Here is a 26,558-nt window from a genome sequence, read left to right as displayed (position 1 = left end):
TATGCTTACTTACCCTCCCGTGAAGAAGGTCTCGGTGGTTATCCCGGTTTATAACGAACAGGATAGCCTGCCGGAGCTGCTTCGTCGTACGGAAACCGCCTGCGCCACGCTGGGGCGGCAATATGAAATTCTGCTGATCGACGATGGCAGCAGCGACGATTCCGCGCGCATGCTCACCGAAGCCGCCGAGGCGGAAGGCAGTCACGTCGTCGCCGTGCTGTTAAACCGTAACTACGGCCAGCACTCGGCGATCATGGCCGGCTTCAGCCATGTGACGGGCGATCTGATTATTACCCTTGATGCCGACCTGCAAAACCCGCCGGAAGAGATCCCGCGGCTGGTGGCGAAGGCGGATGAAGGTTACGACGTGGTGGGCACCGTCCGTCAGAACCGTCAGGACAGCATCTTCCGCAAAACCGCCTCGAAGATGATCAACCGCCTGATCCAGCGCACCACCGGCAAAGCGATGGGCGACTACGGCTGCATGCTGCGCGCCTACCGTCGCCACATTATCGACGCGATGCTCAACTGCCACGAGCGCAGCACCTTTATCCCGATTCTGGCGAATACCTTCGCCCGTCGCGCGGTGGAGATCCCGGTGATGCACGCCGAGCGTGAATTCGGCGACTCCAAATACAGCTTTATGCGCCTGATCAACCTGATGTACGACCTGGTGACCTGTCTGACCACCACGCCGCTGCGTCTGCTCAGCATTTTCGGCAGCGTGATAGCCCTGCTGGGCTTCGCCTTCGGCCTGCTGCTGGTGGTGCTGCGTCTGGCCTTCGGCCCGCAGTGGGCGGCGGAAGGGGTGTTTATGCTCTTCGCCGTGCTGTTTATGTTCATCGGCGCCCAGTTTATCGGTATGGGCCTGCTCGGGGAGTATATCGGACGCATCTATAACGACGTGCGCGCGCGTCCCCGCTACTTTATTCAACGTGTTGTTCGCCAGCCGGAAACGGCATCTAAAGAGGAAGATCGTTCATGAAAGCCGTAGTCTTCGCTTATCACGATATGGGCTGCACCGGTATCCAGGCTCTGCTGGACGCCGGGTATGATATCGCTGCTATTTTCACCCACCCGGATAACCCTGGCGAAAACCATTTCTTTGGCTCCGTGGCGCGCCTTGCTGCCGAGCAGGGCATTCCGGTGTGGGCGCCGGAAGACGTGAACCATCCGCTGTGGATCGAGCGTATCCGCGAGATGAAGCCGGACGTGCTGTTCTCCTTCTACTACCGCAATCTGCTGGGCGATGAGATCCTCCGTCTCGCGCCGAAAGGGGCGTTTAACCTGCACGGTTCGCTGCTGCCGAAATATCGCGGCCGCGCGCCGCTGAACTGGGTGCTGGTCAATGGCGAAAGCGAAACCGGCGTCACCCTGCACCGAATGGTGAACCGCGCCGACGCGGGGGATATCGTCGCCCAGCAGGCCGTGGCGATTGGCCCGGATGACGCCGCCCTGACGCTGCACCGCAAGCTGTGCGCCGCCGCCACCGGGCTGCTGGGCCAGGCGCTGCCGGCGATCCTCGCCGGAACCACCGATGAACGTCCGCAGGATCACAGCCAGGCGACCTATGTGGGGCGTCGTACCCCGGAAGATGGCCGCCTCGACTGGGAGCAGCCGGCGCAGACCCTGCACAATCTGGTGCGCGCGGTCTCCGATCCGTGGCCGGGCGCCTTCGGCTACGCCGGCGCGAACAAGTTTATCGTCTGGAAATCCCGCGTCCGTCATGATCTGCCGGCAGCTAAGCCGGGTACCGTTATCTCCGTTGCGCCGCTGATCGTGGCGTGCCAGGAGGGGGCGCTGGAGATTGTCACCGGCCAGACCGAACGCGGGGTGTACATGCAGGGCGCCCAGCTGGCGCAGGGGCTGGGCCTGGTGTCCGGGGCGGTGATCAGCAGCAAACCGGTGGTGGCGGTTAAGCGTCGCACCCGGGTGCTGATCCTCGGCGTCAATGGCTTTATCGGTAACCATCTGACCGAACGCCTGCTGCAGGACGACAACTATGAGATTTACGGCCTGGATATCGGCTCCGACGCCATCAGCCGTTTCCTCGACTGCCCGCGTTTCCACTTTGTGGAAGGCGATATCAGCATTCACTCCGAGTGGATCGAATATCACATTAAGAAATGCGACGTGGTGCTGCCGCTGGTGGCCATCGCCACCCCTATCGAGTACACCCGCAACCCGCTGCGCGTCTTCGAGCTGGATTTCGAAGAGAACCTGAAGATCATCCGCGACTGCGTGAAATACAATAAGCGCATCATCTTCCCGTCGACCTCGGAAGTGTACGGCATGTGCACTGATAAAAACTTCGACGAAGACACTTCCAATCTGGTGGTCGGGCCGATCAACAAACAGCGCTGGATCTACTCGGTCTCCAAGCAGCTGCTGGACCGCGTGATCTGGGCCTACGGCGATAAGAATGGCCTGAAGTTCACCCTGTTCCGTCCGTTCAACTGGATGGGGCCGCGTCTGGATAACCTCAACGCCGCGCGTATCGGCAGCTCCCGCGCCATCACCCAGCTGATCCTCAACCTGGTGGAAGGCTCGCCGATCAAGCTCATCGAAGGCGGTAAGCAGAAGCGCTGCTTCACCGACATCAGCGATGGTATCGAAGCGCTGTTCCGCATCATCGAGAACAAAGACGGCCGCTGCGACGGGCAGATCATCAACATCGGTAACCCGGATAACGAAGCGAGCATCAAAGAGCTGGCGGAGATGCTGCTGGCCTGCTTCGAACGCCATCCGCTGCGCGATCGCTTCCCGCCGTTTGCCGGCTTCCGCGAAGTGGAAAGCAGCGACTACTACGGCAAGGGCTATCAGGACGTTGAGCATCGCAAACCGAGCATCCGCAACGCCAAACGCTGCCTGAACTGGGAGCCGAAGGTGGAGATGGAAGAGACCGTTGAGCATACGCTGGACTTCTTCCTGCGCACGGTTGAACTGGTGGACGCTAAACATCCATGAAACAGGTCGGCTTACGCATAGATGTCGATACCTTTCGCGGCACGCGGGACGGCGTTCCGCGGCTGCTGGACCTGCTGGGTCAGCACGGGATCCAGGCAAGCTTCTTCTTCAGCGTCGGGCCGGACAATATGGGGCGCCACTTGTGGCGCCTGGTAAAACCGAAGTTTCTGTGGAAGATGCTGCGCTCCAGAGCGGCCTCGCTGTACGGCTGGGATATTCTGCTGGCCGGCACCGCGTGGCCGGGACGCCGCATCGGCGCGGGGAACGAAGCGGTGATCCGCGCCGCCGCCGAGTCTCATGAAGTGGGCCTGCACGCCTGGGACCACTACAGCTGGCAGGCGTGGAGCGGCGTCTGGCCGCAGGAACGGCTGACGCTGGAGGTTGAGCGCGGCCTGCTGGAGCTCGAACGCATCATCGGCCGGCCGGTCACCTGCTCGGCTGTCGCCGGCTGGCGCGCCGATCAGCGAGTGGTGAAAGCCAAAGAATCCTTCGATTTCCTCTACAACAGCGACTGTCGCGGCACGCGGCCGTTTCTGCCCCAGCTCGGCAGCGGTGTCTCCGGTACGGTGCAGATCCCGGTCACGCTGCCGACCTGGGACGAGGCGGTGGGCACGGCGGTGGATATCGCCGGCTTTAACCGCTATCTCCTCGACTGCATCCATCGCGACCCGGGCGTGCCGGTCTATACCATTCACGCCGAAGTGGAAGGCATTGCCTACGCGGATCAGTTCAATGAACTGCTGACCATGGCGGCGGAAGAAGAAATTCAGTTTTGCCCACTGAGCCAGCTATTGCCCGCTGACTTTAGCGAGCTGCCGTCTGGCAAAGTGGTTCGGGGTGAACTGGCTGGCCGGGAAGGCTGGCTCGGACGTGAACAATTACTGACTTCGGGTGTTTGATGAAAAGCATTCGCTATGGCGTCTCTCTGATTGCGCTGTTTGCGCTGTATTACCTGCTGCCGCTTAATTTCCGTTTGCTCTGGCAACCCGATGAAACCCGCTACGCGGAGATCAGCCGTGAAATGCTGGCCACCGGCGACTGGGTGGTGCCGCATTTTCTCGGATTGCGCTATTTCGAAAAGCCGATTGCCGGTTACTGGATCAACAGTATCGGTCAATGGCTGTTTGGCCATAATAACTTCGGCGTACGCTTTGGGTCGGTCTTCGCCATCACCATGACCGCCGTGCTGGTGGCCTGGCTGGCGTGGCGCGTCTTTCGCGACAAAAAGGTAGCTGTCCTGTCGCCGGTGATTTTTCTCACCGCGATGCTGGTGTATGCGATTGGCACCTATGCGGTGCTGGACCCGATGATCACCCTGTGGCTGGCGCTGGCGATGTGCAGTTTCTGGGGCGCGACGCAGGCGCAGAGCCGCAGCGGCAAAATACTGGGTTACGCGCTGCTGGGCGTCGCCTGCGGTATGGGGGTGATGACCAAAGGCTTCCTTGCGCTGGCGGTGCCGGTAGTGGGCGTTCTGCCGTGGGTGATCGCCCGTCGACGCTGGCGTGAAGTGCTGACCTACGGTTGGCTGGCGGTGGTCGTCTGTACGCTGGTGGTGCTGCCCTGGGGGCTGGCTATCGCCCAGCGCGAGCCGGACTTCTGGCGCTACTTCTTCTGGGTCGAGCATATTCAGCGTTTCGCCGAACAAGACGCCCAGCACAAAGCGCCGTTCTGGTACTACATCCCGTTCCTGATCGCCGGCAGCCTGCCGTGGCTGGCCCTGCTGCCGGGGGCGCTGAAGCGCGGTTGGCTTGAGCGCGATGAGGCCCGCGGCGCGCTGTATCTGTTAGGCTGGGTGGCGATGCCGCTCCTGTTCTTCAGTATCGCCAAAGGCAAACTGCCGACCTATATTCTGCCGTGCTTTGCGCCGCTGTCGATCCTGATGGCGCGCTACGCGCTGGAGGCGGCGAAGACCGGCGCGAAAGCGTTACGGGTCAACGGGATGATCAACCTGGGCGTCGGCCTGCTGGGGCTGATCGCCGTGCTGGTGGTCTCGCCCTGGGGCGTGATGCACAAGCCGGTGTGGACCAAGATTGAGCTGTATAAATGTCTGCTGGCGGCGATCGCCTTCGCCGTCTGGGCGCTGATGGGCTGGCTGGCGATGAAAGACGCTGGCCGCCGCTGGAGCCTGGCGGCGCTCTGCCCGCTCGGCCTGGCGCTGCTGGTGGGCTTCGCCATTCCGGACCGGGTTATCGACAGCAAACAGCCGCAGTTCCTCGTGGATATCGTCAGCGAATCCCTGCAGCCCAGCCGCTACGTCCTGACCAACAACGTCGGGATCGCCGGCGGCCTGGCCTGGGAGCTGAAGCGAAGCGATATTATTATGTTCGACAAACAGGGTGAGCTGAAGTACGGTCTCGACTGGCCGGACGCTCAGGGAAGCTTTGTCAGCCAGGCCGGGTTTGCCGACTGGCTGGCCGCGCATCGTCAGCAGGGGCCGGTCTCGCTGGTGCTGTTGATGGATAAAGGAGAGAGTATGCTCGACTTACCGTTACCGAAACCCGATAACGCTTACGAGCTGGGGCGGGTCGTTTTCCTTCAGTATCTGCCGCAATGAGCGTCTGGATCTGTCTGGTGTTCGCCAGCCTGCTGAGCTGCGCCGGACAGCTGTGCCAGAAACAGGCGACCCGCCCGTCCCGTCGCGGACGGCGGAGTCGTCATATACTCTTCTGGCTGGGGATGGCGCTGTTATGCCTCGGCTGCGGCATGCTGCTGTGGCTGAGCGTCCTGCAGTCAATTCCGGTGAGCATCGCCTATCCGATGCTGAGTCTGAACTTCGTCTGGGTCACCCTCGCGGGCTGGGGCATCTGGCATGAGCCGGTCGCTCCCCGCCACTGGTTTGGCGTCGGCTTGATCGTCGTGGGCATTGTCATTCTGGGGACCAGCGTCTGATGGGCTTCCTCTGGGCATTATTCAGCGTCGGCCTCGTCAGCGGCGCGCAGCTGCTGCTGCGCAGCGCCATGGTGGTGTTGCCGCCGCTGACCGATATTCTGGCGTTTCTCCAGCATCTGTTGCATCTCCAGCCCGGCACCTTCGGCCTGTTTTTCGGCCTGCTGGGCTACCTGCTGTCGATGGTCTGCTGGTACTTTGCCCTCCACCGTCTGCCGCTGTCGAAAGCGTATGCGCTGCTGAGCCTGAGCTATATCCTCGTTTGGGCCGCCGCCATCTGGCTGCCCGGCTGGCACGAGCCGTTCCACTGGCAATCGCTGCTGGGCGTGGCGATTATCGTCGCCGGCGTATTGACCATCTTCTGGCCGGTGAAACGCCGCTAGCCGGGGAGCCGGCTTTTGGGGCGCCCCGGGCCGAGCAGGATCGCCAGCTTGCTGCCCCCGACGGTGGTCTCCATCCAGATTTTACAGACGCTGGTTAACGGCACCGAGAGCAGCATTCCCACCGGCCCCAGCAGCCAGCCCCAGACCAGCAGCGACAGGAACACCACCAGGGTCGACATCCCCAGCCGGTGGCCCATCATGCGCGGCTCCACCATGTTGCCCAACACCATATGCACCACCAGGAACAGCGCCCCGACCAGCAGGCACTCATAGATGCCGCTGAACAGCAGCGCCTGCAGCATGGGCGGGATGGCGGAGATGGCGGATCCGATATTCGGCACATAGTTCAACAGGAACGCCAGCACCCCCCACATCAGCGCGAACTGCACCCCCATCGCCAGCAGCCCCAGCCAGACAATCAGGCCGGTCCACAGGCTGATCAGCGTTTTCAGCGCCAGATAGTGGGTGACGCCTTTCAGCGCCCGGTGCAGCCCGGCGATATGCAGGCGAGGGTTATTGAGGGCAAAACGCAGTTTGTAGGGCAGATGGCGAACCTCAAACAGCATAAAGATCACCGTCATCACCAGCAGCACAATGCTGGCCATCGCCCCGGAAAGCTGGGTCATCAGCGTCGTGGCCCAGGTCATCAGCCGTTCTGAATCCATACGTCGCAGCATGCGCTCCGGATTGATATGCAGGTTGAGAAAGGGGAGATACTCCTGGAGCTGGACGATCTTACGCGTCAGGGCGCGGTTGAAATCGGGCAGCATGGCGACAAAGTCATTGAGCGACGCCGCCAGCACGCCAAGCAGCGCGGTCAGCATGACCAGCATTGCCGTCACCACCAGCGTAATGGCGAACGGGCGCCGCACCCCGCGGCGAATGAACCAGGTGACCAGCGGGTTGAGGACGATAGCGAAAAACAGCGCCAGCAGGAGCTGCACCAGAATATCGGCGGCGGCGTGGATCCCGGCGAGGATAATCACCAGCGCCGCCAGCTTAAGTAAAATATGGAGCCCGGCTTTATCAGCCTGCGGAGGGGACATAGGTATTCCTTTTGTGAGTCGCGCCTGATAAGTGTAGCGGTTCGCTGGCTGCCAATATTCCGAAAGGCGAGCGGCTTTTCCGCCATCATCTTTTGATCGCTTAAACCGCGCCGCTGAAATGTTGAATGCGCGCGTCCGTCAGCGTGAACGGCGTCGGCGTACAGACCGCAATACTTAACCCATCGTGCAGAATCTGGCTGAGCGACAGCGGGCCGTGACAGGCGCTGTCAACGGAGGCCATCTGCCAGGCGCTGCCGCCGCGCTGTTTCACCAGCGCCTCTTTGCGCGTCCAGATACGCCAGAAGACCGTGAGCTGCTGCGCCGGCGAAGCCTGCGCCAGTTCCTGGTGCTCGCTTTCGCTGAACAGGGCGTTAGCCAGGCGGCGCCAGCCTTCGCGCGGGCGAATCACTTCGATGTCGCAACCCACCTCGCCTTTATCGCTGAGCAGCAGGGCAATATCGTCGCCGCTGTGGCTAAGGTTAAACCACAGCCCGCGCGCGACGGGGAAGGCAGGCTTGCCCTGTTCGCCAAGCTGAATATCCGTCAGCGGGGCAGCCGCCTGCGCCAGCAGCGCGCGGCCGGCAAGCCAGCTGGCTCGTCGCGGTCCGTCCGGCGCCTGCGCCATCAACGCAGGCGGTAACGGCAGGGCGCTAAGGGCGGAGATCTTACCCAGAAAAAGCTGATACATTTCAAGGCCAGCGTCGAATAATGATTGAGGTGTTAATGCCGCCGAAGGCGAAGTTGTTGCTCTGCAGGAATTCACACTCCAGTTTGCGCTTTTCCCCCATGATGTAATCCAGTTCGCCACAGTTGGCGTCCGGTTTATGGAGATTCAGCGTTGGCGCAAACCAGCCTTCGCGCATCATCTGCAGGCTCATCCACGCTTCTAACGCCCCGCAAGCGCCAAGCGTATGGCCGAAATAGCTTTTCAGCGAAGAGATCGGCACGCTGTCGCCGTAAACGGCCGCCGTTGCCTGGCTTTCCGCGATATCGCCGCGATCGGTGGCGGTGCCGTGGGCCGAAATATAGCCGATATCCCGGGGGCTTAAGCCCGCCATGTTTAGCGATTGTTCCATGCAGATCTGCATGGTTTCGCGCTGCGGCTGGGTAATATGGGCCGCATCGCAGTTAGTGGCGAACCCGACGATTTCACCGTAGATGGTTGCGCCGCGCGCTTTGGCATGCTCGAGATCTTCAAGGATCAGCGTGCCGGCGCCTTCGCCAATCACCAGACCATCTCGCTGTTCATCGAACGGAGAGGGGGTGAGGGCCGGTTCGTCATTGCGTTGGCTGGTGGCGAAGAGAGTATCGAATACCGCGGCTTCCGAAGGGCAGAGCTCCTCGGCACCGCCGGCCACCATCACCGTTTGGTAACCATGGCGAATGGCTTCCCAGGCGTAGCCAATTGCCTGGCTGCCGGAGGTGCAGGCGCTGGAGGTGGGGATCACGCGCCCCCGCAGACCGAAGAATAATCCGGTATTCACCGCGGTAGTATGCGGCATCATCTGCACATAGGTAGTGCCGGTGATATTGTTGGTATGTTTCTCCGTCAACATGGTGGCGAACTCGCTCACCGGACCGGTACTACCGGTTGACGAGCCGTAAGCGATGCCGGTTTGGCCGTTGGTCAGCACGGTGTCGCCGATAAGCCCGGCCTGCTCCAGCGCGAGCTCAGTGGCGCGGGTGGAGAGCCGCGATACCCGCCCCATCGCGCGGATACGCTTGCGGGTATAATGCTCCGGCAGGGTGAAATCGTCGATTGGCGCCCCCAGCAGCGTATGCAGTCCATCATACGCCAGCCATTCCGGCATCTTACGCACCGCATTTTTATATTCCCGCAGCCTGGTGGCGACATCCTGCCAGTTTTCGCCAAACGCGGTCACCCCGCCCATCCCTGTAATGACCACCCGGCGTATCATAGCATCCCCCCGTTGATGGAAATGACCTGGCGGGTGACGTAGCCCGCGATATCCGACATTAAATAGCTGGCAAGCCCGGCCACCTCGTCGGCCTGACCCATGCGTTTCATCGGGATCATGGTCATCGCCTCTTTCAGCGCGTGCTCTTCCATGTCAATCATCCCGGTGTCGATAAGACCCGGCGCAATACAGTTAACGGTGATTTTGCGTTTTGCCAGTTCTATCGCCAGCGCTTTGGTGGCGCCGATAATGCCCGCCTTGGCGGCGCTGTAGTTGACCTGGCCGCGGTTGCCCATGACGCCGGAAACCGAGGAGAGGGTGATGATACGTCCGCCCTGGCGCGCGCTAATCATCGGCATGATGCAGGGATGAATGACGTTATAAAAACTGTCGAGGTTGGTGTGGATCACGGCGTCCCAGTCGTCATCGCCAAGCGCCGGAAAGGCGCCGTCGCGGGCGATGCCGGCGTTGCTGACAATGCCATACCACGCGCCATGGTCGGCCATATCCTGCTCCAGTACCTCGCGGCATTGCTGACGATCGGCGACGTCAAAACTCAGCAGCCGGCCGTCGCCGCCGGCGGCGGTTATCGCCTCCAGCGTCTGTTGCGCCCCCGCGCGGTCGCGATGATAGTGGACGCCCACCACAAAACCGTCCGCTGCCAGCTGGCAGGCGATAGCGCGACCGATGCCTTTGCTGGCGCCGGTAACCAAAACTGAACGACTCATTCTGACGCTCCTTGTTGAAATAAAGTGCTAAGTTCTTCTGTTGTGGGCTGGAAGGTGTTGACCCGCCCGCTGGCCAGGACGTCATCGTCCGCCATAATGGTGCCTTCGAAGCTGCCGAAACGTTCATCCTGCATCAAGAGCTTCACGCTGATGGACAGCGTCTTTCCGCCCGGCAGGCTCCCGGCCGCGCAAACCAGTTCGCGCGCGCCCAGCACCATGCCTAAAGCGAGCGATGTTTGTCCTTGCTGCTGGCGGTGCCAGCCGGACCAGACGCCGACGGTCTGCGCCATTAATTCAAGGGCGAACCAGCCGGGAAGATCGCCGTTGGTATCGAGAAATGGCTCCAGAACGCTGCCGGGTGAGACCGCGACGCGGCAGGTGGCGGTGTCGGCAGTCACCGCCTCGACCTCTTCCAGCAGCAGCATCGGCGCGTCGTGCGGCAGGTAACTGCCGGGTGATAAAAAGTGGCTCATGACATTCTCCCGAGCAGGATGCTGGTGTTATTGCCGCCAAAGGCAAAAGAGTTCGACAGGATAACTGGCCGCGACAGCGGCTGCGGATGTTCAATGAGCCCGCACGGCGGTAGCGTGTCATCCTGCGGAGACTGACTGAAATCCTGTGCCGGTAACAACAGATTGCGCTGCAGGATCAGCATGCCGATGGCGGCCTCGGTGATCCCCGCCGCACCCAGCGTATGTCCGGTCAGATGTTTGGTGGAACTACAGGGCACCCTTTCGCCAAACAGCGCGTTGATCACCCGGGCTTCTATCTGGTCGTTAAGCCGCGTAGCGGTGCCGTGCAGGTTAATGTAACCCACCTGCTCCGGCATGATGCCCGCGTCGTCCAGCGCCTGCTGAATGGCGCGCATCGCCCCTTCTCCTTGGGGATGCGGGGCGGAAATATGCCAGGCGTCGCTGGATTCGCCGATACCCAGCAGCGCGATGGGCTGCGGCTCGCGGGTCAGCAGCATCAGCGCCGCCCCTTCGCCGATGGTGATCCCGCAGCGGTCGCGGCTAAACGGCTGGCACTGCGTCGTGGAGAGCGACTCCAGGCTGTGAAAGCCGTTGATGGGCATCCGGCTAAGGGTATCCGCGCCGCCGACGATCGCCACATCCGCCAGCCCCGCCTCAATGAGCCGCCGTCCGCTGATTATCGCCCGCGCGCTGGAGGAGCAGGCGGTTGACAGGGTATATGCCGGACCATCCAGCGCCAGCCAGCGGCTGAGAAAACGCGACGGGTCGCCCAGCTCCTGCTGTGGATAGCGCCAGGCCTCGCTCGCCTTGCCGTTAAGCGTCAAATTAACGTGTACGTCGCCTTCATCCAGCCCTGACGTACTGGTGCCCAACACCACGGCGACCCGAGCCCGGCCATAGCGGGCGATGGCGCGATCCACCTGCGGCTGGATCTGCGCCAGCGCCGCCAGCAGCAGCTGATTATTGCGCGAACGATGGTCGCGAAAGGTATCGTGAATGGCGGGTAGTTCGGCGTCCACCCCCGCGAAAATCGCCTGCGGATGCCCCTGTAACCACCCTTCACGCGGGCGCATGCCGGGCGCTATACCGCGGGCCAGATTGGCGGCGATTTCATCATTATCGCGTCCCAGGGCGTTAATCATGCCGACAGCAGAAATGAAGATCATCTCAGTCACCCAGGTATTGAATGGTGATGTGGTATTTAAAGACGTGCTGCTCGATGCTAATCGGCACGCGCTTGCCTTTGCGGTTGATATAGGTGATGTCGGTGACCAGTTTTCCGCGCGCGTTACGCAGTTCGCGTTTGTCGCCGCGGTCGGTTAGCGTCCAGCCTTTCGGCAGCTGCGGCAGCCATGCGCTAAGCGGCCAGTGGCTGAGCATCACATCGGCCAGCACCTGGCTGGCGGGCGGCAGTTGCGGGATCACCATCGACTGTTCCGCGCGCAGCCCTTGTTGATCATAGGTCACCAGGAACAGGCGGATACCGACGGACGACAGGCCCGCCAGCGTGAGCTTTTTATCATCGGCATTGAGCAGCACCAGCAGCGACTGGGTTTGGCCGTTGAAGCGGCCGGTCAATAACTGCTGGGAACTGATGGCCGGCGAGATGCCCGGCGGCGGTAACGTGACGCGCGTACCCGGCTCCAGCCACGCCTGCGGACGGCCTTGCGGCTCCGGCGGCGAATGACTGCAGCCGGCCAGCAATAAGGCGGCGAAGAGCGCGAAGGCGCGCCAGAATGATGGTCTTCTCATCGTCTTTTTTTCTCTTTTTTGCTCGGCATCGCCAGCGGCGACAGCAGGAAAGCGGTGAAAATACCGCTGACCAGGACAGTGCCAAAGCTGCTGATGGCCTGGGTGGCGCTAAACACCAGCATGCCAAGCGTTAATAAGGTGGTCATCATCGCCAGGGTAACCGCCAGCAGCGATGTCAGCGGCGTGCCGCGCGGGTTGCTGAAAAACAGGGTGTAGTTGATGCCAATCCCAAGTACCAGCACCAGCGCCAGTAAGGAGAACAGGTTAACGGCGTGGCCGATGAGCGCCAACGCCCCCAGGCCGCATCCCAGCGACAATACCGACGGCACCAGGCTTATTAAGCCCTTGCGCCAGCCAAGGCGGATAGCGGCGCCGCAGGCAATCACCGCCAGCGCAACGCCCAGCAGCCCGGTTAAAATATGACGGTAGAGCGCGAAAAGCTGGTCGAAATCGCTTTTACGATCGACCCACGCCACGCCAGTCTGGGTTGTGCTGAGCGCCTTCAGCGCCGGGCTATCTTTCACCCCGCTCACTGGCACCAGTACGCCGCTTTCGCCATCCGGCAGCGTCAGCCATAGCAGCCGCCAGCCTTCGCTGGCCGGACTGGCAAGCCAGTCGCCGACTGTCACCGGCATCGGCCGCAGGTCGGGGTGAACAGCGGTGAGTCCGGCGTTATTCAGCGCCTGGCCGATGGCCGGCGCCGCCTGCTTCAGCAGGGCCAGATCCTGCTGCTGGCGGGCCAGTGAATTGAGCGGAATGGCGCGATACCCGCCAAGCATACCGTCGGTTTGCGCTTTAGCCAGTGCGGGCATAAAGGCTTCAAGCCGCTGCAGCGTTTGTTGCGCCGTGTCGCCGTAAACCACGAACCACTTTTGATCGACGCTTTGGCCAGTAAGCGCGGTGATGGCATGCTCCTGGGAGAGGATATTCTGCGGTAGCGCCTGCAGCTGTGAGATATCGTCATCCACCCGCAGGAGAGCGAGCCCCGTCAGGGAGAAAATGGCCAGAACCACCGGCAGACCGATGGCGAGTTTTTTGTTACGCCGCCATGCCGCGAGCCAGCGCGACATCAGCACCATCGCTGGAACGGGACGCACCGGGAGCCCATGGCACAGCCATGGCTGCCAGAAAATCACCGTCAGGCATGAGGCGCTTAGCCCCACGGCCGCAAATAGCGCCATCTGGCGAATTGCCGGGAAGGGGGCCAGCATCATGATTAAATAAGCCGCCACGGTGGTAAGCAGCGCCAGCAGCAGCGCTTTCCGTACTTTAACAAGGCTTTGCCACGGTGAAGCCGCTGCGCCATGGACCATCCGTTCGGTCAGGTAATAGAGCGTGTAATCTGCGGAAATGCCAATAATGCTCATGCTCATCACCAGGGTCATCAGATGCAGCTCGCCAAACAGCAGCAGCGTGGCAACGGTGCCGGCCAGTGCGCCGATAGCGATAGAGATCGCGCATAACAGCAGCGGACGCAGCGAGCGGAACACGGCCACGATCAACAGGATGACGCCGAACAGGGTGGCCGCGCCGAGAGTGGAGATATCGCGCTTCGCCTGCTGGCTGGCGTAATCACTGTAAAATACGGTGCCGCGCGACAGCAGCTGCGCCTGCGAGTGGCGCGCTTTTAATTCCTTTTCAAGCTGCGCGAGGGTGGTTACCAGGCGGTGCGTCTGTCGCATATCGAACGACGAACCCGCCAGCTCGCCGTGCAGCAGATACCAGACGTTTCCTTGCGCGTCTTTGCTGGTCAGCCACCCGTCCTGCAGCTGCATCCGCTGGCCGCTATTCGCCATCGCCAGCTGTGAGCCGCGCATCAGCATCAGCGGGTCGTTTTGTAACTCTTTACCGCTGACCCCGGAAAACGCCGAATAGAGCTGCGAAAGGATCCACTGGGCCTGCGCTTCGCCGCCCACCTGCAGACGCGCGCGGGTGGCGGGGTCGATTAACGCATTGCGATGTTGCCAGAAAAACGTTCCCCAGGCCTGCTGACTGGCGGCATCCATTGGGCCTTTGACCTCGGCCAGCGCGTCTGAGGTTTGCAGCAACCGCAGCCAGTCGCGAGCCACCTGCGGGTCGGCCTGTTTACCGGGACTGACCAGCCAGACCAGCTGGCGATCCAGACGCTGCATAAAGCCGTCGTTCAGCGCCGGGGGGATCGCGCCGAGCGTCTGTTTGGGCAGCATCGCCAGCACGCTGCTGTTGAGCCGGGCCTGCGGCAACAGCGCCAGCAGCGCGCCCGCCAGTATCAGGCAGACGACGCCCCAGATCAGCGCAGGACGTTTACTGGGCGGCAAAGCGTTGGCGTTCGTCATCGGTCAGTTGCGCTGGCGTCAGTTGATGTTGGGAAAGGGCGATATCGGTGCGATCGCCTTGTTTATCATTGAGTTGAATATGCTCCAGGTAGGTTTTTCCGGCGAGATCGATGCTGGCGAAAATCTTATCCAGCGGCGTGGTGACAGGCGTCAGGCGCAGCGTCCATCGCCCGTCGCCTTTATCGGCGAATTCCACGCGGAAGTTCTCCTCCAGCACGTTACGATCGGCCTGGAACAGCGCGCGCAGCAGATGGTTGAACTGGAACATCTGCGGGTTGTTTTCGGCGGTGACGGTCTGCGGCGGCTGGCCGTTAATCACCTGCACCATCCGTTTGTCATCCAGCAGCAGTTGCATCGGGAACGGTGAGGTTTGATCCCACAGCAAGCCCTGGTCGCGGGCGATCAACATCCGCCCCTGGGATCGCAGCGGCTGCGGAAGATCCTTTATGGTGCGGGTTTGATCGAAGTGGGCGCGCACCACCGGCTGTTCGCTAAATTGTTTTTGCAGGTCATCGAGCGTCAGCGCGCTGACCAACGGACTGATGAACAGTCCCACCAACAGCAGCAATCTCATGGCGTGACCCCCATGCGTTCAAACAGAACTTGCGGGCTGACAAAACACATCTCGCCGCTTTTTTCGTCCACCGCGACCTGGATGGTGTAGCCGGTGGTGGTGCGTTTGCCGCTCTCGGCGGCAAAAATTTCATAGCCAATGCGCAGGCGGTTTTCGAACTCTTCCAGACGCGCGCGGACGCGAATACGCTGCTCGAAGGTGATAACGTCCCGGTACTTCACGCGGGTATCCACCACCGGCCACAGATAGCCGGAGGCTTTCATCTGCCGGTAGCCGTAGTTGAACTGGTTAAGCAGCGCCTCGCGGGCAATTTCGAAGTAGCGGAAATAGTTGCCATGCCAGACGACGCCCATCATATCGACGTCGTGAAAGGGAATGGTTAGCTCTACTTCAGCAGTAAAACGGGGATCGTTAAGCACCCTTTACTCCTTATCTTTGGGCTCCGGCAAACGCCAGAAATCGAAAAAGTTAAACCAGTCGAGCGGCGACTGCAGCGCGTAATATTCCAGCCGTTCGGCGTAGCGATCGATGATATGTTGCAGTGCCTGCTGGCGATTGGCGCGCGGCAGCGGCAGCGGGTCAGCGAACGACTCACAGTAAATGCGCAGCTTGCCCTGCTGACGCAGAGCGAACATCAAATTGACCGGGCAGCGCAAAATAGCCGCGAGGATAAAGGGCCCCTGCGGGAAGGGGGCCGGTTGCCCCATAAAACGGCTCCAGCAGACGCGCCACTCGCCGCCGCGCTGCGGATTGACCGCAATACGATCGCCGACAATGGCGATCCATTCTCCGCGATCCAGTTTTTCCTGTAGCAGCATGGCGGTCTCCGGGCCGATATCGGTGACCGGCAGCAGGTTGAGTCCGGCCTGCGGGGCCATCTCCGCCATAATCTGCTTAAAGCGTTGGGCATTGTCGCTGAACACCAGCGCGTTGATGGTCTTGCTGCCCTGCAGCTGCGCCAGCGCACGGCAGGCTTCAACATCGCCGAGATGTGAGGCCAGCAGTAGTTTGCCGCGCGGATCGTCGATATTGAGCGTCTCTTCGGCACCTGCGGCAAACACCACATCGCGACCAAACTGCAGTTCGCCGCGCCAGCTGGCGATTTTATCCAGCATCGCGTTGCCAAAGCGCAGGAAGTGACGATAGCTACTGAGTTCGCCCGGCTCCGGCAGCTGACGAGCGGCTAACTGGTCGCGCACGCGGGTAAGCCAGTTTTGTGAAGCGCGGCGCGCGGTGCTGGCCGTTAGCCAGTAGACGCCGACCACCGGGTAGAGCAGCAGCGAAAACGCGTGTCGTCCCAACAGCCGCCACACCAACAGCATCAGGCGCATGCCCCATAAGCCTTTGACCTCCTTCTGACGCGCCCAGTGCGGCGAAGCGCGGCGAAACAGCAGCGAGGGGATCCGCGGCAACATGCCGAGGAACAGTCGGGTATGCATCAGCGAGATGCGGCAGTTATCTCTGAGGGCATCGAAATGCGACAAACCGTCCGGCGGATAGGTCACGCGGGTCGGGAGAAAGTAGCTGGTGTTCCCCTGCCAGTAGAGGCGCACCATCACTTCGGTATCAAAATCCATCCGCTTGCCGAGGGGCACGCGCTTAGCCAGCTGCAGCGTCGGCGCCAGCGGATAGACGCGAAAGCCGCACATGCTGTCTTTTAGCTGCAGCGATAGCGTTTCAATCCATACCCAGACGTGGGTGATCCAGCGTCCGTACAGGCGCGAGCGCGGGATTGAGTCGTCGTAAACCGGCTGGCCGGAGATCAGCGCCTCGGGATGCTTCTGCGCCAGCGCCAGCAGCTGCGGAATATCTTCGATGGCGTGCTGTCCATCGGCATCGACCTGCACCGCGTGGCTGAACCCGGCTTGCGCTGCGGCCTGTAATCCGCAGATGACCGCGGCGCCTTTTCCGGCGTTCTGCGGTAAGCGGATCAACGTCAGATCCGGGTTTTCCAGCGCCAGTCGCTCCAGCTCCAGCTGTGTGCGACTGTCGCTGCCGTCGTCCACCACGATACAGGGAAGATCAAACGGCTGCAGGCGCGCCAGCACCCGCGACATCATCGCGCCGTGGTTATAGCACGGGATCACCACGCAGGGGGAAAAGGTTAGCGACATAAGCGAATCTTCCCGCTGCTGGCGGTATGTCGTGTTTCGCCATCGTGGCGCTGATAGCTGAAGGTGATGAGCTGACGCGCCTCCTGCCAGCTAAGAGTGAGCGTCACGATCGCCCCCGGCAGGAGCGGCGACTGGAATTTCACATTGTGAATATCGTGAAAGCGCCAGCCGGGCGCCAGCAAGGTGGTGGCGTAATGCATCGCCCAGTCAATCTGCGCGACGCCTGGCAACAAGGGCTGAACGGCAAAGTGGCCGCGAAACCAGAATAACGCCGGATCCACCGATAAAATGATTTCAACCCGATCGGCTTGTGGCTGACGGCGCTCAATTTCATGGGGCTGCATGAAATAACTCCTGTAACTGCGCGTAGACACGCTTGTTCATACTATTGACGGGGATCTCGTCGATAACCCGCCAGTAGCGGGGAATGGCGACCGGTTCCAGCAGAGGGCGCAGTGCTTTTCGCCAATGAGTCTCCTGGCTTTTTCCCCAGCGCTGGCGGGCATGGTTATCCAGCACCAGCAATACGCCAATACTCTGACGGCTGCCGCGGGTGATGGGTAACACGGCGGCATCAATGATGCCTTCAAGTTCCAGCAGGCGCTGCTCCACTTCGCTCAGCGATATGCGCTTCTCTTCAATTTTGACCACGCGATCCCGACGGCCTGCCAAATGGAAGTGGCCACTCTCGCGAAAATGCAAAATATCCTCGAGCAGCTGGCCGCGGTTATCGGTAATAAGCGGAGAAAAGAGGCGGAACGCATCGCCTTCTGGCTGAAAGCGGATGCCGGGAAACGGTTGCCATGGCGCCTCATCCTGCACGCGCTGGCGGCAGGCGATGACGCCGCTTTCCGTACTGCCGTAAATTTCATCCGGCCAGGTATTGCACCAGCGGGCGGTTTGCACGGCATCCTGCCAAAGCAGCTTGCCGCCTGCGGACACGATCATTTCGATCGGCGGAGGGGTAAGCCGGTGGTCGAGACGTTTAAGGAAGGCCGGACTACTAATAAACAGATAGCGATGCTTCCGGCTTAACGCCGTTAACTGCTCGGTGTACTCCAGCATGTCCGCGTGAAGCGGTAAACCCAACGCCATTGGCAAGAACAGTCGAAACGTCAGGCCATACAGATGCTGCGGCGCTACGGATGCCACCACCCGACAGCCTGCCAGACGCCCGGCATAGCAGGCGGATAACAGCGCCGCCTCGCGGTCGAGCGATCCGATCGGTTTGCAAATTCGCTTCGGTTGACCGGTGGAACCGGAGGTGAATAACTCAATGCAAGCCTCTTTGCCTGGCGCGGGAAAATGCATCTGGCCGCTCGTTACCGTCATCGTGGACTCGACAATCACCAGCGCGCCATCCCATGCCAGCGCTTTATCGCTGAGAATGCCGTCAAACAGCGCCTTCTGCTCATTTAACAGCGAAATACGGCCGTGGCCGGGAAGGACCGGCGTTTTGCCGGCATGCAGGGTTGCCAGCAGAGCGACGATAAACAAGTAGCTATTTTCAATGCACAACGCCCAGCGCATGGCTGGCTGCTGACGCAAGTGCGTGAGCAGGTGGGCGACATCATGGCGCAGATGTGCAAGCGTCCAGAGGTGCGTGTCCTGCCAGGCGATCGGCGTTTCCGGCGAACGCGCGGCGCTGAGCCACTGGTCCAACGGGAGAGGCTGCTTCATGGTTTATCTCGTTTTATCACCCGCTGGCGCACCAGCCACTCGCCGGCCATGAGCGTGCCCATCAGCAGATAGGAAATCATGCCGTTCCACGCCGTCCACAGGGACAGATCGCCATACAGCGCGGTAAAAAGCGCAATGCCACCGTTAATGATGAAAAAGGCGCACCAGATTTGGGTGACGCGCCGGGTATAGCGTACAGCCTGCTCCGGAAGATCCGGTTCACGCAGTCGCGCCAGACGCTCGATTATCGGCATCGTGGACCATAGCGAACCGCCAAACACCGCCAGCATCACGCTGTTCACCACCACCGGGTAAAATAGCAGTAACTGATGGGTTTTCAGCAGGTAGCTGGCAATACACAGCGTCATGCCGGCCACCGCCACAATCTGAGTGACCACGCTCAGCGCTCCCGCCCGTCGCCGGGTCTGACGAAAGCGTAAAAACAACATCAGCGCCATGAGCGGTAACAACCCTTGCAGGCTGTTATGCGCGAGGCCGAACCAGATGATAAACGGCCAGGCCAGCAGCAATATGCCCGTCAGCAATGGCACAACTGGCAGTGAGCGAATGCCCGACACGGTGAATTATTCTTCTTTGAACAGGCGTTCTACCGCATCGACCACATCCTGCACGGTGCGGACAGTTTTGAACTCTTCTGGCTTGATTTTCTTACCAATTTTCTTTTGCAGATGGACGATCATGTCGATGGCGTCGATACTGTCCAGTTCGAGATCTTCGTACAGGCGGGCCTCAGGCGTAATATCCTGCGGATCGATTTCAAACACGTTCACCAGCAGCGCGGAGATTTCTTCGTAAATGGCTTGTTGTTCATTCATAACCACTCTCCTCAGGCGCGCTGTGCTTGAATAAATGCCGCCAGCGTGGCGACAGAGTAGAAATGCTGACGCATCTCTTCACTTTCAGCCGACAGCACCACGCCGTACTGATTTTTCACCGCCAGACCCAGCTCCAGCGCATCAATTGAGTCCAGACCCAGACCATCGCCAAAAAGCGCGGCGTCGGTGTCGATATCATCAGCGGACAGCTCGTCCAGGTTCAATGTACTGATGATCAGATTTTTAATTTCAAGATAGAGCGCTTGCATCATTCATTCCTGTTTCAGGGAGAGTGCCTGTTTCTAATTTAAGCAAAATATGACGGTTCAACTGTCTTGCGGCCAGCGCCGGTTCTTGTTTATTGGCATCATAAAACTGATGTATTGGCAGCCGTTCTCCAACCTCGACGGTAAACCGCGGCTTAGTTGGCGGCGCGTCGTACCATTTGCTTTGTTTACCCAGCATATGCTCGGTACAGCGGATGACGACAATGCGTAAATCGCTGCCGCAGCGTACCGCGATATTAGCCGCCCCTCGCTGTAGCTGCATTTTTTTCCCCGGCACGGTGCGCGTGCCTTCAGGGAAAATCAAAATCGTATCGCCTTGCTGTAAACGCTGCCGGCTTGCCGGCAGCAGGGCATCGGCCTGATCGTTAATCAGATAATCGGCGGCGCGGATCACGCCGCTGACGAATGGATTTTTCAGCAGCGCGCTTTTTACCATGCAGTCGGTCTCCGGCATCACCGAGGCCAGCATCACATAGTCAATAAGGCTGGGGTGATTGGCGACCACCAGGCAACCGCGCTCCGCGCGCAAAATATCGCGGCCATCGATACGGTAATCGAGAACGCCGACGCTTTTCACCACGCTGAGGAATACGCGAAAGCTAACGGAAATGCTGCGCCGCGCGATACGGCGTCGGCGGGTTTTATTACGTACCAAAACCAGCAGCAGATTAAACCAGATGAGCGAGAGCAGCAGGCCGCCAATGCCAAACAGTGCGAAGCAGAAACCGGTCATCGCTGCGCGCCAGAGCCGATTAAGCCGGTGGAAAAACGGCTTCATGCGCGGCTCCATTGCCATTGCACGCGATCGCCGGGAAGCGTGAACGTGCGGGCATTCTGCAAATAGTACTGCAAGAACAGTAAACTTTGCGGTAATGGACTTTCAGCAACGGCTGCATGAGGCTGGGAGTGGCATTGCCACTGGCGACCGGGCTCAATCACCCAGGCTGCCGCATAGGGCCAGGTGGTGATACCTGGCGGCAACTGAGCGTGGTAAAACTCAGGGAGAAAACCGTCGAAATCAACCATCAACACGCGCTGATAACCCGCCTGTAGCAGGCCCATCACTTCGTATAATCCCTGCTGAAACGTATCGCGTCCGGCAGAAAGGGATGACGACATAATCGCTTTTTTTGCAGCAATCGTCAGATTACCCACGGCGGAATTATGCACCGATAAGGCGAAATCGGTCGGCGAGATCGCTTGTTCCATAGCCAGCGCATGGAGGATCCGATAGTTGCGCTCCAGTTCGCCGTGACGGCTGGTATAAAGAACGGCATCGATTTCATGGCGACGGAGCATAGCCAGACCGCATTCCACAGCCAGCTTACTTCCCGAACTGAGTCGGCGTGCGGTCATCATCGGCAATTCGCTGAGTTTGGGTGGCGCCGCGGCGGGATCGATGGCGTGCAAATGCTGTGACCACCGTTGCCATTGCTCGGGGCCACTGACGCCAGGCGCGAAGGCCTGCCAATCAACAATGTTAAATGAAAATGTCATCCACTCGCATCCGCGATCAATCAATTATTCTTGTGGCATATCAACAAGGTATGCCCAACGCCTAAATTATCGTGACGCTGTTCTACTTCGAACCCCGCCATTTCAAGATAGCGGTAAAACTTCTCTACGCTGTAGAAACGGCTGTTGCCGTTGGCCATACAGGTAAAATAGAGTGAAGACGCATTCAGACTAAATGATGCTGCTTCAAATTTCTGCGCATCCCAGAACAATTCCAGAATGTACAGGCGGGCGCCAGGTTTCATGACCTGTGCCACGTTACTGAGTATGGTGATGATTTGTTCTGGCGAGAAACAGTCCAGGAACTGACTCATCCACCAGATATCCGCTTCTCCGGGTAGGGGGGCGTCACTCAGCATATCCACAGCATGAAAATCGATGCGATGGGCAAGGCCAGCATTTTCTATATTTTCCCGTGCCAGTGCAATTTGTTGCGGTAAATCTAATAACGTGACCGCGATATTTTCATCGTACTGGCAACAGCGTAGCGCCCATTTCCCGGTATTACCGCCTACATCGTACAGCCTTGCGGGCTGGCTGGCGAATACATAGGGCAGCGCTGCAGTGAAGGCGCCATCGGAATAGTAATGGTCGAAGGCAAACCAGCTTTTGCGCGCCGCGGGTGGTAGCTGTGACAAGGCAGGGTAAATCGTTGGCCACTCACCAAAAACTTTTAATCCTAAAGGCTTTCCCTCCTGGAGCGCATTTTCCAGAAAGAATAATCCTTGATAACAAACGTCTTGAGTAAAATCCATATTTACTCGCGTCATCGGATCATGAAGTAAGAAATGTCCTATTTTAGAGAGGTGGTAGCGTTCCTCTTTATAGGTCAGGATACGACCGCTTAATCCCATATCGAGCAAAACGCTAACGGCATATTCTTTTCCGTCGAAAATTTCACTGATGGCTGCAAACGTTGCACCGCGTTTACCTTGTTGGTCCAGATAACCCAGAATACCTGAGTTGCGTAGACATAATGCGGTTTGAAAGAGCATGGGGGCAAAAGCAATACGCTGCGCTTCAGTAATGGCATCAAGTGCGCTGAGAGAATCCTTTTGGTACACGTTCGGTACAACCTTATTACAAATAATCGGCGAAACGGGTCAGTAGTGACCCGTATGTATATTTATTGTTGCAGAGCGGTGTTTGCTGCCAGCGTAACCTGAATATCTTTATCGAGGTTGTGTACCCAGCGGTTATAGTTTCTATGAATTTTTCCGTTGGAGGCCATGAGATTAATGCTACTCACATAGACAATAGAATAACTTGTTGCGGAGTAGTTAATTTTAATATCCGCGACATGGTCGCGATTTTGCAATTTACCTTTTATGACGCCAGGGCCCGCGTCAGACATAATCCATTGGCGCTGAGCACCTGCTTTGATAATGGCATCCTTGACCTGCGCTTCCGTATGGCCGGCGCTCACTATCGCATTGACCTGTTCAATAGGGGCTGTCCGTGCGCAACCGGCGAGCGCACCGACAACCGTAGCGACAATCATCCAGTGAATAATTTTTTTCATGAATACTCCATGTCAATATATTGGCTACTGGCATTAACTTATGCCACGTAAGAAACTTTTATATAGGCTGATATGCTGTGGTTGTTCTGTCAGGCAATATGTTCATCTGTATTAAAACAGGCCGGAGAGGGAAATATGATGTTATAGAAATATTAACATCATGATAAACAATGAGGCGCTATCAGAGCCGTGAGGAAGTATAAGTAATTTAACCCTGCTCAGGCAATAGCGATAATTATTAATATGTATTTATCCTTCCATTAAGGAAAGTCGAATAATCGTCGCGGCAATTTATGCTGATGAGCGCGGCGATGGCGCCGCTGAGGTTATTGCCACCGGAAGGCTGCTTTTCAACAGAAGTCGTGGTAATAGTGGCTCTGTATAGTACAAATCTGGTGGAACCTGATGCCCGAATCCGTCGCCGAACCGGCGCTCAATGGACTGCGCCTCAATCTGCGGATTGTCTCCGTGGTTATTTTTAACTTTGCCAGCTACCTCACCATCGGCTTGCCGCTGGCGGTACTTCCTGGCTATGTGCATGATGTAATGGGCTTTAGCGCTTTCTGGGCTGGCCTGGTGATTAGTCTGCAATATTTCGCCACGCTGCTCAGCCGCCCGCACGCCGGGCGCTACGCTGACCTGCTGGGGCCCAAAAAGATTGTCGTCTTCGGCCTCTGCGGCTGCTTTTTAAGCGGTCTGAGCTATCTGCTGGCCGCCTGGAGCAGCGGCTGGCCGCTGGTTAGCCTGCTGCTGCTATGCCTCGGGCGGGTCATTCTCGGCATCGGCCAGAGCTTTGCCGGCACCGGCTCGACGCTGTGGGGCGTCGGCGTTGTTGGGTCGCTGCATATCGGGCGGGTGATCTCATGGAACGGCATTGTGACCTACGGGGCGATGGCGATGGGCGCCCCGCTCGGCGTGCTGTGCTATTCGCAAATTGGCCTCAGCGGCCTGGCCGGGGTCATTATGGCGGTTGCGCTGGTGGCTATCCTCTGCGCGCTGCCCCGCGCAGCGGTGAAGGCGGCGAAAGGCAAAGCAATGTCGTTTCGCGCGGTGCTCGGGCGGGTGTGGCCCTACGGCATGGCGCTGGCCCTGGCCTCCGCCGGTTTCGGGGTTATCGCCACCTTTATCACGCTGTTTTATGACGCCAAAGGTTGGGACGGGGCGGCCTTCGCCCTGACGCTGTTCAGCTGCGCGTTCGTTGGCGCGCGGCTGCTGTTTCCCAACGCCATTAACCGCCTCGGCGGGCTGAACGTGGCGATGCTCTGCTTTAGCGTGGAGATCATCGGCCTGCTGCTGGTCGGCTTTGCCGATACGCCGCTGCTGGCGAAAATCGGCACTTTTCTTACCGGGGCCGGGTTCTCACTGGTCTTTCCGGCGCTGGGCGTGGTGGCGGTGAAAGCGGTGCCGCAGCATAACCAGGGGTCGGCGCTGGCCACCTATACCGTGTTTATGGATTTGTCGTTAGGCGTCACCGGGCCGCTGGCCGGCTTGCTGATGGCGTGGACCGGGATCCCGGTGATATATCTGGCGGCGGCAGGTCTGGTGATGGCGGCGCTGCTGCTGGGCTGGCGGTTAAAAAAACGGCCCCCGGTCAGCGAACCGGAGGCCGTCGCACCAGGCCAGTAATTACTGGATGGTGAGGGTGCTGATGATGCTTTCCGCTTCGGTCTGCGCCTGCTGCTGGTTGTCCGCCGGCAGGGTGACCTGCAGGGTCAGCAGTTTGTCATCCACTTTGCCGAGGAGCACGGAAGACCAGGCGGTCTGCCCCTTGGCGGAGATGATGCTGTCCAGCTGCTGCAGGGTGTGACCTTTGATCTCCAGCGATTTATTGCTCACCACCTGCAGCTGCGGGTCGCGGCTACGCTGCTGATCTTCCAGGCGTTTCGCCAGCACCGCCAGGTCTTCATTGGTGCTGTCGCCGACGATGACGATGACTGCTTTCTGGCCGGTGGCGTCAGAATAGACGTGCATGTTGTTCGCCTGAGTACCCAGTTTGCCGCTCTGGTCGGCCATGCCCGCAGGCAGGGTGAAGCTCAGTTTGCCATCCAGCAGGCTGATCGCCTGGCCGCTGGTGTTGCTCTCCGCTGCTGCCCCAACGGTTGGCGCTTTTGAATCGCTGTTATCGCAGGCGGCAAGCCCCATCACCAGCAGGCCAATACCGACATATTTAACCAAATTGCGCATTGACATCTTCCTTTCGATAAACGGCCACTAATGGCTCATCCGGCTATCTTAACACATCAGCCCGCGAGTACCTTTAACTCGGCTGCAATGCCGACAAATCAGATTTATCCGCCAGCCTTTTCAACAGCATATTTAACAGTACGCCGTACATCGGCAGGAAGAAAATGATGCTGATAAGCACTTTAAAGCTGTAGTCGACGAGGGCGATTTCCCCCCAGTGGGCGGCCATAAACGGATCCGGGCTGCGCCAGAAGGCGATGAAGAAGAACGCCATGGTATCGCTGATGTTGCCGAACAGCGTCGAGGCGGTGGGGGCCAGCCACCAGCGGCGGCTCTGCCGCAGGCGGTTGAAGACGTGGACGTCGAGGATCTGCCCCAGCGCATAGGCCATAAAGCTGGCGATGGCGATACGCGCGACGAAGAGATTAAAGGTGCCCAGCGCCGCGAAACCCTGCCACTCGCCCATGTAAAACAGGGCGGAGATGGCGTAGGAGATGACCAGCGCCGGGACCATCACCGCAAAAATAATGCGTCGCGCCAGCGGCGCGCCAAAAATTCGCACCGTCAGATCGGTGGCGAGGAAGATAAACGGAAAACTGAACGCCCCCCAGGTGGTATGGAAACCAAAGATGGAGATCGGTAGCTGAACCAGATAGTTGCTGGAGGTGATCACCAGCAGATGAAATAGCGAAAGCCAGACGAGCGCTTTTTTGCGCTGTACGGTAGTAAACGGATTCATATTGTGACCTTTTTATGCCCGTCATGCTTCAGGTAAATGAGCAATCGGCAGCGGAACGTTGGGGTGAGGGAACCCAATGAAAAACGGCTGCATGATACTGCGTTGCCGGCGTAATGCAATGGTTGTTTTTCGCGCAAACGTTAACCTGGCTTGCGTACTGGCGAACTGGGGGTAAACTAGGGCCGTTTTGTTGATGTGAGACTAAAATGAGCGAACTTTTCTCCACTCCAGACCACACTCTGGATGCCCTGGGACTGCGCTGCCCGGAGCCGGTCATGATGGTGCGTAAAACCGTGCGGACAATGCCCGTCGGCGAGACGCTGCTGATTATTGCTGACGATCCGGCCACCACCCGCGATATCCCGGGATTCTGCCGCTTTATGGAGCATGAGCTGGTGGCCCAGCAAACCGAAGCTCTGCCGTACCGCTACCTGATCCGCAAAAGCCACTGAGTCTCTCCCGGATGGCTGCGCGTAGCGCCTTATCCGGGCTACCCGACGGTCCGGAATCGTAGCCCTGCTAAGCGCAGCGCGAGCAGGGAATACCCCGGATAGCGGCGCGTAGCGCCTTATCCGGGCTACCCGACGGTCTGGAACCGTAGCCCTGCTAAGCGTAGCGCGAGCAGGGAATATCCCGGA

General features: G+C 59.3%; 30 protein-coding genes. 8 read left to right on the top strand and 22 right to left on the bottom strand.

What is annotated here, in order from left to right; genetic code table 11:
- The first annotated feature begins 1 nt into the window (after position 1).
- Genes arnC through arnF form a run of 6 tightly spaced genes read left to right on the top strand, consistent with a single transcriptional unit; the run spans position 2 to position 6,236 of the window.
- Positions 2 to 985 carry an undecaprenyl-phosphate 4-deoxy-4-formamido-L-arabinose transferase gene (gene arnC / locus ACLH1U_RS17885; RefSeq protein ID WP_023291263.1) on the top strand — a complete coding sequence of 328 codons (984 nt, stop codon included), beginning with the start codon at positions 2 to 4 and terminating at the stop codon, positions 983 to 985.
- On the top strand, positions 982 to 2,967 hold the full coding sequence (arnA, locus tag ACLH1U_RS17880) for a bifunctional UDP-4-amino-4-deoxy-L-arabinose formyltransferase/UDP-glucuronic acid oxidase ArnA (protein ID WP_065812650.1): 1,986 nt from the start codon (positions 982 to 984) through the stop codon (positions 2,965 to 2,967). The genes arnC and arnA overlap by 4 nt, the downstream gene beginning before the upstream one ends.
- Complete coding sequence (gene arnD / locus ACLH1U_RS17875; protein WP_048298527.1) at positions 2,964 to 3,866, top strand: 4-deoxy-4-formamido-L-arabinose-phosphoundecaprenol deformylase; 903 nt, start codon at positions 2,964 to 2,966, stop codon at positions 3,864 to 3,866. The genes arnA and arnD overlap by 4 nt, the downstream gene beginning before the upstream one ends.
- Positions 3,866 to 5,521, top strand: coding sequence for a lipid IV(A) 4-amino-4-deoxy-L-arabinosyltransferase (gene arnT, locus ACLH1U_RS17870; protein WP_368764183.1), 1,656 nt, complete (start codon positions 3,866 to 3,868; stop codon positions 5,519 to 5,521). Before arnD ends, arnT begins: the two co-directional genes overlap by 1 nt.
- Positions 5,518 to 5,856 (top strand): 4-amino-4-deoxy-L-arabinose-phosphoundecaprenol flippase subunit ArnE, encoded by a 339-nt coding sequence (arnE, locus tag ACLH1U_RS17865; RefSeq protein WP_023291259.1) that lies wholly within the window; start codon positions 5,518 to 5,520, stop codon positions 5,854 to 5,856. The genes arnT and arnE overlap by 4 nt, the downstream gene beginning before the upstream one ends.
- Positions 5,856 to 6,236 carry a 4-amino-4-deoxy-L-arabinose-phosphoundecaprenol flippase subunit ArnF gene (gene arnF / locus ACLH1U_RS17860; RefSeq protein WP_032454284.1) on the top strand — a complete coding sequence of 127 codons (381 nt, stop codon included), beginning with the start codon at positions 5,856 to 5,858 and terminating at the stop codon, positions 6,234 to 6,236. The genes arnE and arnF overlap by 1 nt, the downstream gene beginning before the upstream one ends.
- On the opposite strand, the gene ACLH1U_RS17855 is transcribed toward arnF, so the two are convergent.
- The 20 genes from ACLH1U_RS17855 to ACLH1U_RS17760 form a co-directional block, all read right to left on the bottom strand.
- Positions 6,233 to 7,282 carry an AI-2E family transporter gene (locus tag ACLH1U_RS17855; protein WP_004202085.1) on the bottom strand — a complete coding sequence of 350 codons (1,050 nt, stop codon included), beginning with the start codon at positions 7,280 to 7,282 and terminating at the stop codon, positions 6,233 to 6,235. The genes arnF and ACLH1U_RS17855 overlap by 4 nt on opposite strands.
- Positions 7,283 to 7,382: 100 nt before the next feature.
- Positions 7,383 to 7,970: a 4'-phosphopantetheinyl transferase AcpT gene (acpT, locus tag ACLH1U_RS17850; protein WP_065883199.1), complete on the bottom strand. Its 588-nt coding sequence runs from the start codon at positions 7,968 to 7,970 to the stop codon at positions 7,383 to 7,385.
- Between the two features lies 1 nt (position 7,971).
- Complete coding sequence (locus ACLH1U_RS17845; RefSeq protein ID WP_023291256.1) at positions 7,972 to 9,201, bottom strand: beta-ketoacyl-ACP synthase; 1,230 nt, start codon at positions 9,199 to 9,201, stop codon at positions 7,972 to 7,974.
- Entirely contained in the window at positions 9,198 to 9,929 is a 732-nt protein-coding gene (locus ACLH1U_RS17840) for a 3-ketoacyl-ACP reductase FabG2 (protein WP_023291255.1), read from the bottom strand. Before ACLH1U_RS17840 ends, ACLH1U_RS17845 begins: the two co-directional genes overlap by 4 nt.
- On the bottom strand, positions 9,926 to 10,402 hold the full coding sequence (locus ACLH1U_RS17835; RefSeq protein WP_023291254.1) for a hypothetical protein: 477 nt from the start codon (positions 10,400 to 10,402) through the stop codon (positions 9,926 to 9,928). The genes ACLH1U_RS17840 and ACLH1U_RS17835 overlap by 4 nt, the downstream gene beginning before the upstream one ends.
- Positions 10,399 to 11,568: a beta-ketoacyl-[acyl-carrier-protein] synthase family protein gene (locus ACLH1U_RS17830; RefSeq protein WP_411299380.1), complete on the bottom strand. Its 1,170-nt coding sequence runs from the start codon at positions 11,566 to 11,568 to the stop codon at positions 10,399 to 10,401. The genes ACLH1U_RS17835 and ACLH1U_RS17830 overlap by 4 nt, the downstream gene beginning before the upstream one ends.
- Before the next feature lies 1 nt (position 11,569).
- Positions 11,570 to 12,154 carry a DUF3261 domain-containing protein gene (locus ACLH1U_RS17825; RefSeq protein WP_023291252.1) on the bottom strand — a complete coding sequence of 195 codons (585 nt, stop codon included), beginning with the start codon at positions 12,152 to 12,154 and terminating at the stop codon, positions 11,570 to 11,572.
- The gene (locus tag ACLH1U_RS17820; protein ID WP_411299379.1) at positions 12,151 to 14,469 is read right to left on the bottom strand and encodes an MMPL family transporter; all 2,319 of its coding nucleotides are present in this window, start codon (positions 14,467 to 14,469) and stop codon (positions 12,151 to 12,153) included. The genes ACLH1U_RS17825 and ACLH1U_RS17820 overlap by 4 nt, the downstream gene beginning before the upstream one ends.
- Positions 14,438 to 15,043 (bottom strand): LolA family protein, encoded by a 606-nt coding sequence (locus tag ACLH1U_RS17815; RefSeq protein ID WP_085551460.1) that lies wholly within the window; start codon positions 15,041 to 15,043, stop codon positions 14,438 to 14,440. Before ACLH1U_RS17815 ends, ACLH1U_RS17820 begins: the two co-directional genes overlap by 32 nt.
- A complete protein-coding gene (locus ACLH1U_RS17810; RefSeq protein ID WP_032454265.1) occupies positions 15,040 to 15,462 on the bottom strand; it encodes an acyl-CoA thioesterase in 423 nt (140 codons plus the stop codon). The genes ACLH1U_RS17815 and ACLH1U_RS17810 overlap by 4 nt, the downstream gene beginning before the upstream one ends.
- Positions 15,463 to 15,465: 3 nt before the next feature.
- On the bottom strand, positions 15,466 to 17,157 hold the full coding sequence (locus tag ACLH1U_RS17805; RefSeq protein ID WP_102003142.1) for a glycosyltransferase family 2 protein: 1,692 nt from the start codon (positions 17,155 to 17,157) through the stop codon (positions 15,466 to 15,468).
- The gene (locus ACLH1U_RS17800; protein WP_023291247.1) at positions 17,148 to 17,501 is read right to left on the bottom strand and encodes a beta-hydroxyacyl-ACP dehydratase; all 354 of its coding nucleotides are present in this window, start codon (positions 17,499 to 17,501) and stop codon (positions 17,148 to 17,150) included. The genes ACLH1U_RS17805 and ACLH1U_RS17800 overlap by 10 nt, the downstream gene beginning before the upstream one ends.
- Positions 17,488 to 18,837, bottom strand: a complete 1,350-nt coding sequence (locus ACLH1U_RS17795; protein WP_072421027.1) for an AMP-binding protein — start codon at positions 18,835 to 18,837, stop codon at positions 17,488 to 17,490. Before ACLH1U_RS17795 ends, ACLH1U_RS17800 begins: the two co-directional genes overlap by 14 nt.
- The gene (locus ACLH1U_RS17790; RefSeq protein ID WP_411299378.1) at positions 18,834 to 19,415 is read right to left on the bottom strand and encodes a hypothetical protein; all 582 of its coding nucleotides are present in this window, start codon (positions 19,413 to 19,415) and stop codon (positions 18,834 to 18,836) included. The genes ACLH1U_RS17795 and ACLH1U_RS17790 overlap by 4 nt, the downstream gene beginning before the upstream one ends.
- A gap of 6 nt (positions 19,416 to 19,421) precedes the next feature.
- On the bottom strand, positions 19,422 to 19,673 hold the full coding sequence (locus ACLH1U_RS17785; protein ID WP_023291244.1) for an acyl carrier protein: 252 nt from the start codon (positions 19,671 to 19,673) through the stop codon (positions 19,422 to 19,424).
- A gap of 11 nt (positions 19,674 to 19,684) precedes the next feature.
- Positions 19,685 to 19,942 carry a phosphopantetheine-binding protein gene (locus tag ACLH1U_RS17780; RefSeq protein WP_023291243.1) on the bottom strand — a complete coding sequence of 86 codons (258 nt, stop codon included), beginning with the start codon at positions 19,940 to 19,942 and terminating at the stop codon, positions 19,685 to 19,687.
- Entirely contained in the window at positions 19,923 to 20,756 is an 834-nt protein-coding gene (locus ACLH1U_RS17775; RefSeq protein WP_171879206.1) for a lysophospholipid acyltransferase family protein, read from the bottom strand. The genes ACLH1U_RS17780 and ACLH1U_RS17775 overlap by 20 nt, the downstream gene beginning before the upstream one ends.
- Positions 20,735 to 21,457 carry a beta-ketoacyl synthase chain length factor gene (locus ACLH1U_RS17770; RefSeq protein ID WP_411299377.1) on the bottom strand — a complete coding sequence of 241 codons (723 nt, stop codon included), beginning with the start codon at positions 21,455 to 21,457 and terminating at the stop codon, positions 20,735 to 20,737. Before ACLH1U_RS17770 ends, ACLH1U_RS17775 begins: the two co-directional genes overlap by 22 nt.
- A gap of 20 nt (positions 21,458 to 21,477) precedes the next feature.
- Positions 21,478 to 22,539 carry a methyltransferase gene (locus ACLH1U_RS17765; protein ID WP_411299376.1) on the bottom strand — a complete coding sequence of 354 codons (1,062 nt, stop codon included), beginning with the start codon at positions 22,537 to 22,539 and terminating at the stop codon, positions 21,478 to 21,480.
- A gap of 62 nt (positions 22,540 to 22,601) precedes the next feature.
- Complete coding sequence (locus ACLH1U_RS17760; RefSeq protein ID WP_411299375.1) at positions 22,602 to 22,997, bottom strand: hypothetical protein; 396 nt, start codon at positions 22,995 to 22,997, stop codon at positions 22,602 to 22,604.
- A 405-nt stretch (positions 22,998 to 23,402) separates the two neighbouring features.
- On the opposite strand from ACLH1U_RS17760, the gene ACLH1U_RS17755 reads away from it, so the two are divergent.
- Entirely contained in the window at positions 23,403 to 24,623 is a 1,221-nt protein-coding gene (locus ACLH1U_RS17755) for an MFS transporter (RefSeq protein ID WP_032454259.1), read from the top strand.
- Here ACLH1U_RS17755 and ACLH1U_RS17750 read toward each other — a convergent pair whose 3' ends face one another.
- Both ACLH1U_RS17750 and ACLH1U_RS17745 read right to left on the bottom strand, forming a co-directional pair.
- Complete coding sequence (locus ACLH1U_RS17750; protein ID WP_023291237.1) at positions 24,624 to 25,181, bottom strand: DcrB family lipoprotein; 558 nt, start codon at positions 25,179 to 25,181, stop codon at positions 24,624 to 24,626. It lies immediately after the preceding gene.
- Positions 25,182 to 25,254: 73 nt separating this feature from the next.
- The gene (locus tag ACLH1U_RS17745; RefSeq protein ID WP_101862283.1) at positions 25,255 to 25,920 is read right to left on the bottom strand and encodes a 7-cyano-7-deazaguanine/7-aminomethyl-7-deazaguanine transporter; all 666 of its coding nucleotides are present in this window, start codon (positions 25,918 to 25,920) and stop codon (positions 25,255 to 25,257) included.
- A gap of 206 nt (positions 25,921 to 26,126) precedes the next feature.
- Here ACLH1U_RS17745 and tusA point away from each other — a divergent pair, with 206 nt between their 5' ends.
- A complete protein-coding gene (gene tusA / locus ACLH1U_RS17740; RefSeq protein ID WP_044524980.1) occupies positions 26,127 to 26,372 on the top strand; it encodes a sulfurtransferase TusA in 246 nt (81 codons plus the stop codon).
- Positions 26,373 to 26,558: the final 186 nt, after the last annotated feature.

The sequence above is a fragment of the Klebsiella sp. 1SOBk5mer genome, assembly GCF_046603115.1.
GTDB lineage: Bacteria > Pseudomonadota > Gammaproteobacteria > Enterobacterales > Enterobacteriaceae > Klebsiella > Klebsiella quasipneumoniae.
The sequence above is the reverse complement of the archived record's forward strand: the minus strand, read 5'-3'. Positions and strand labels throughout refer to the sequence as shown.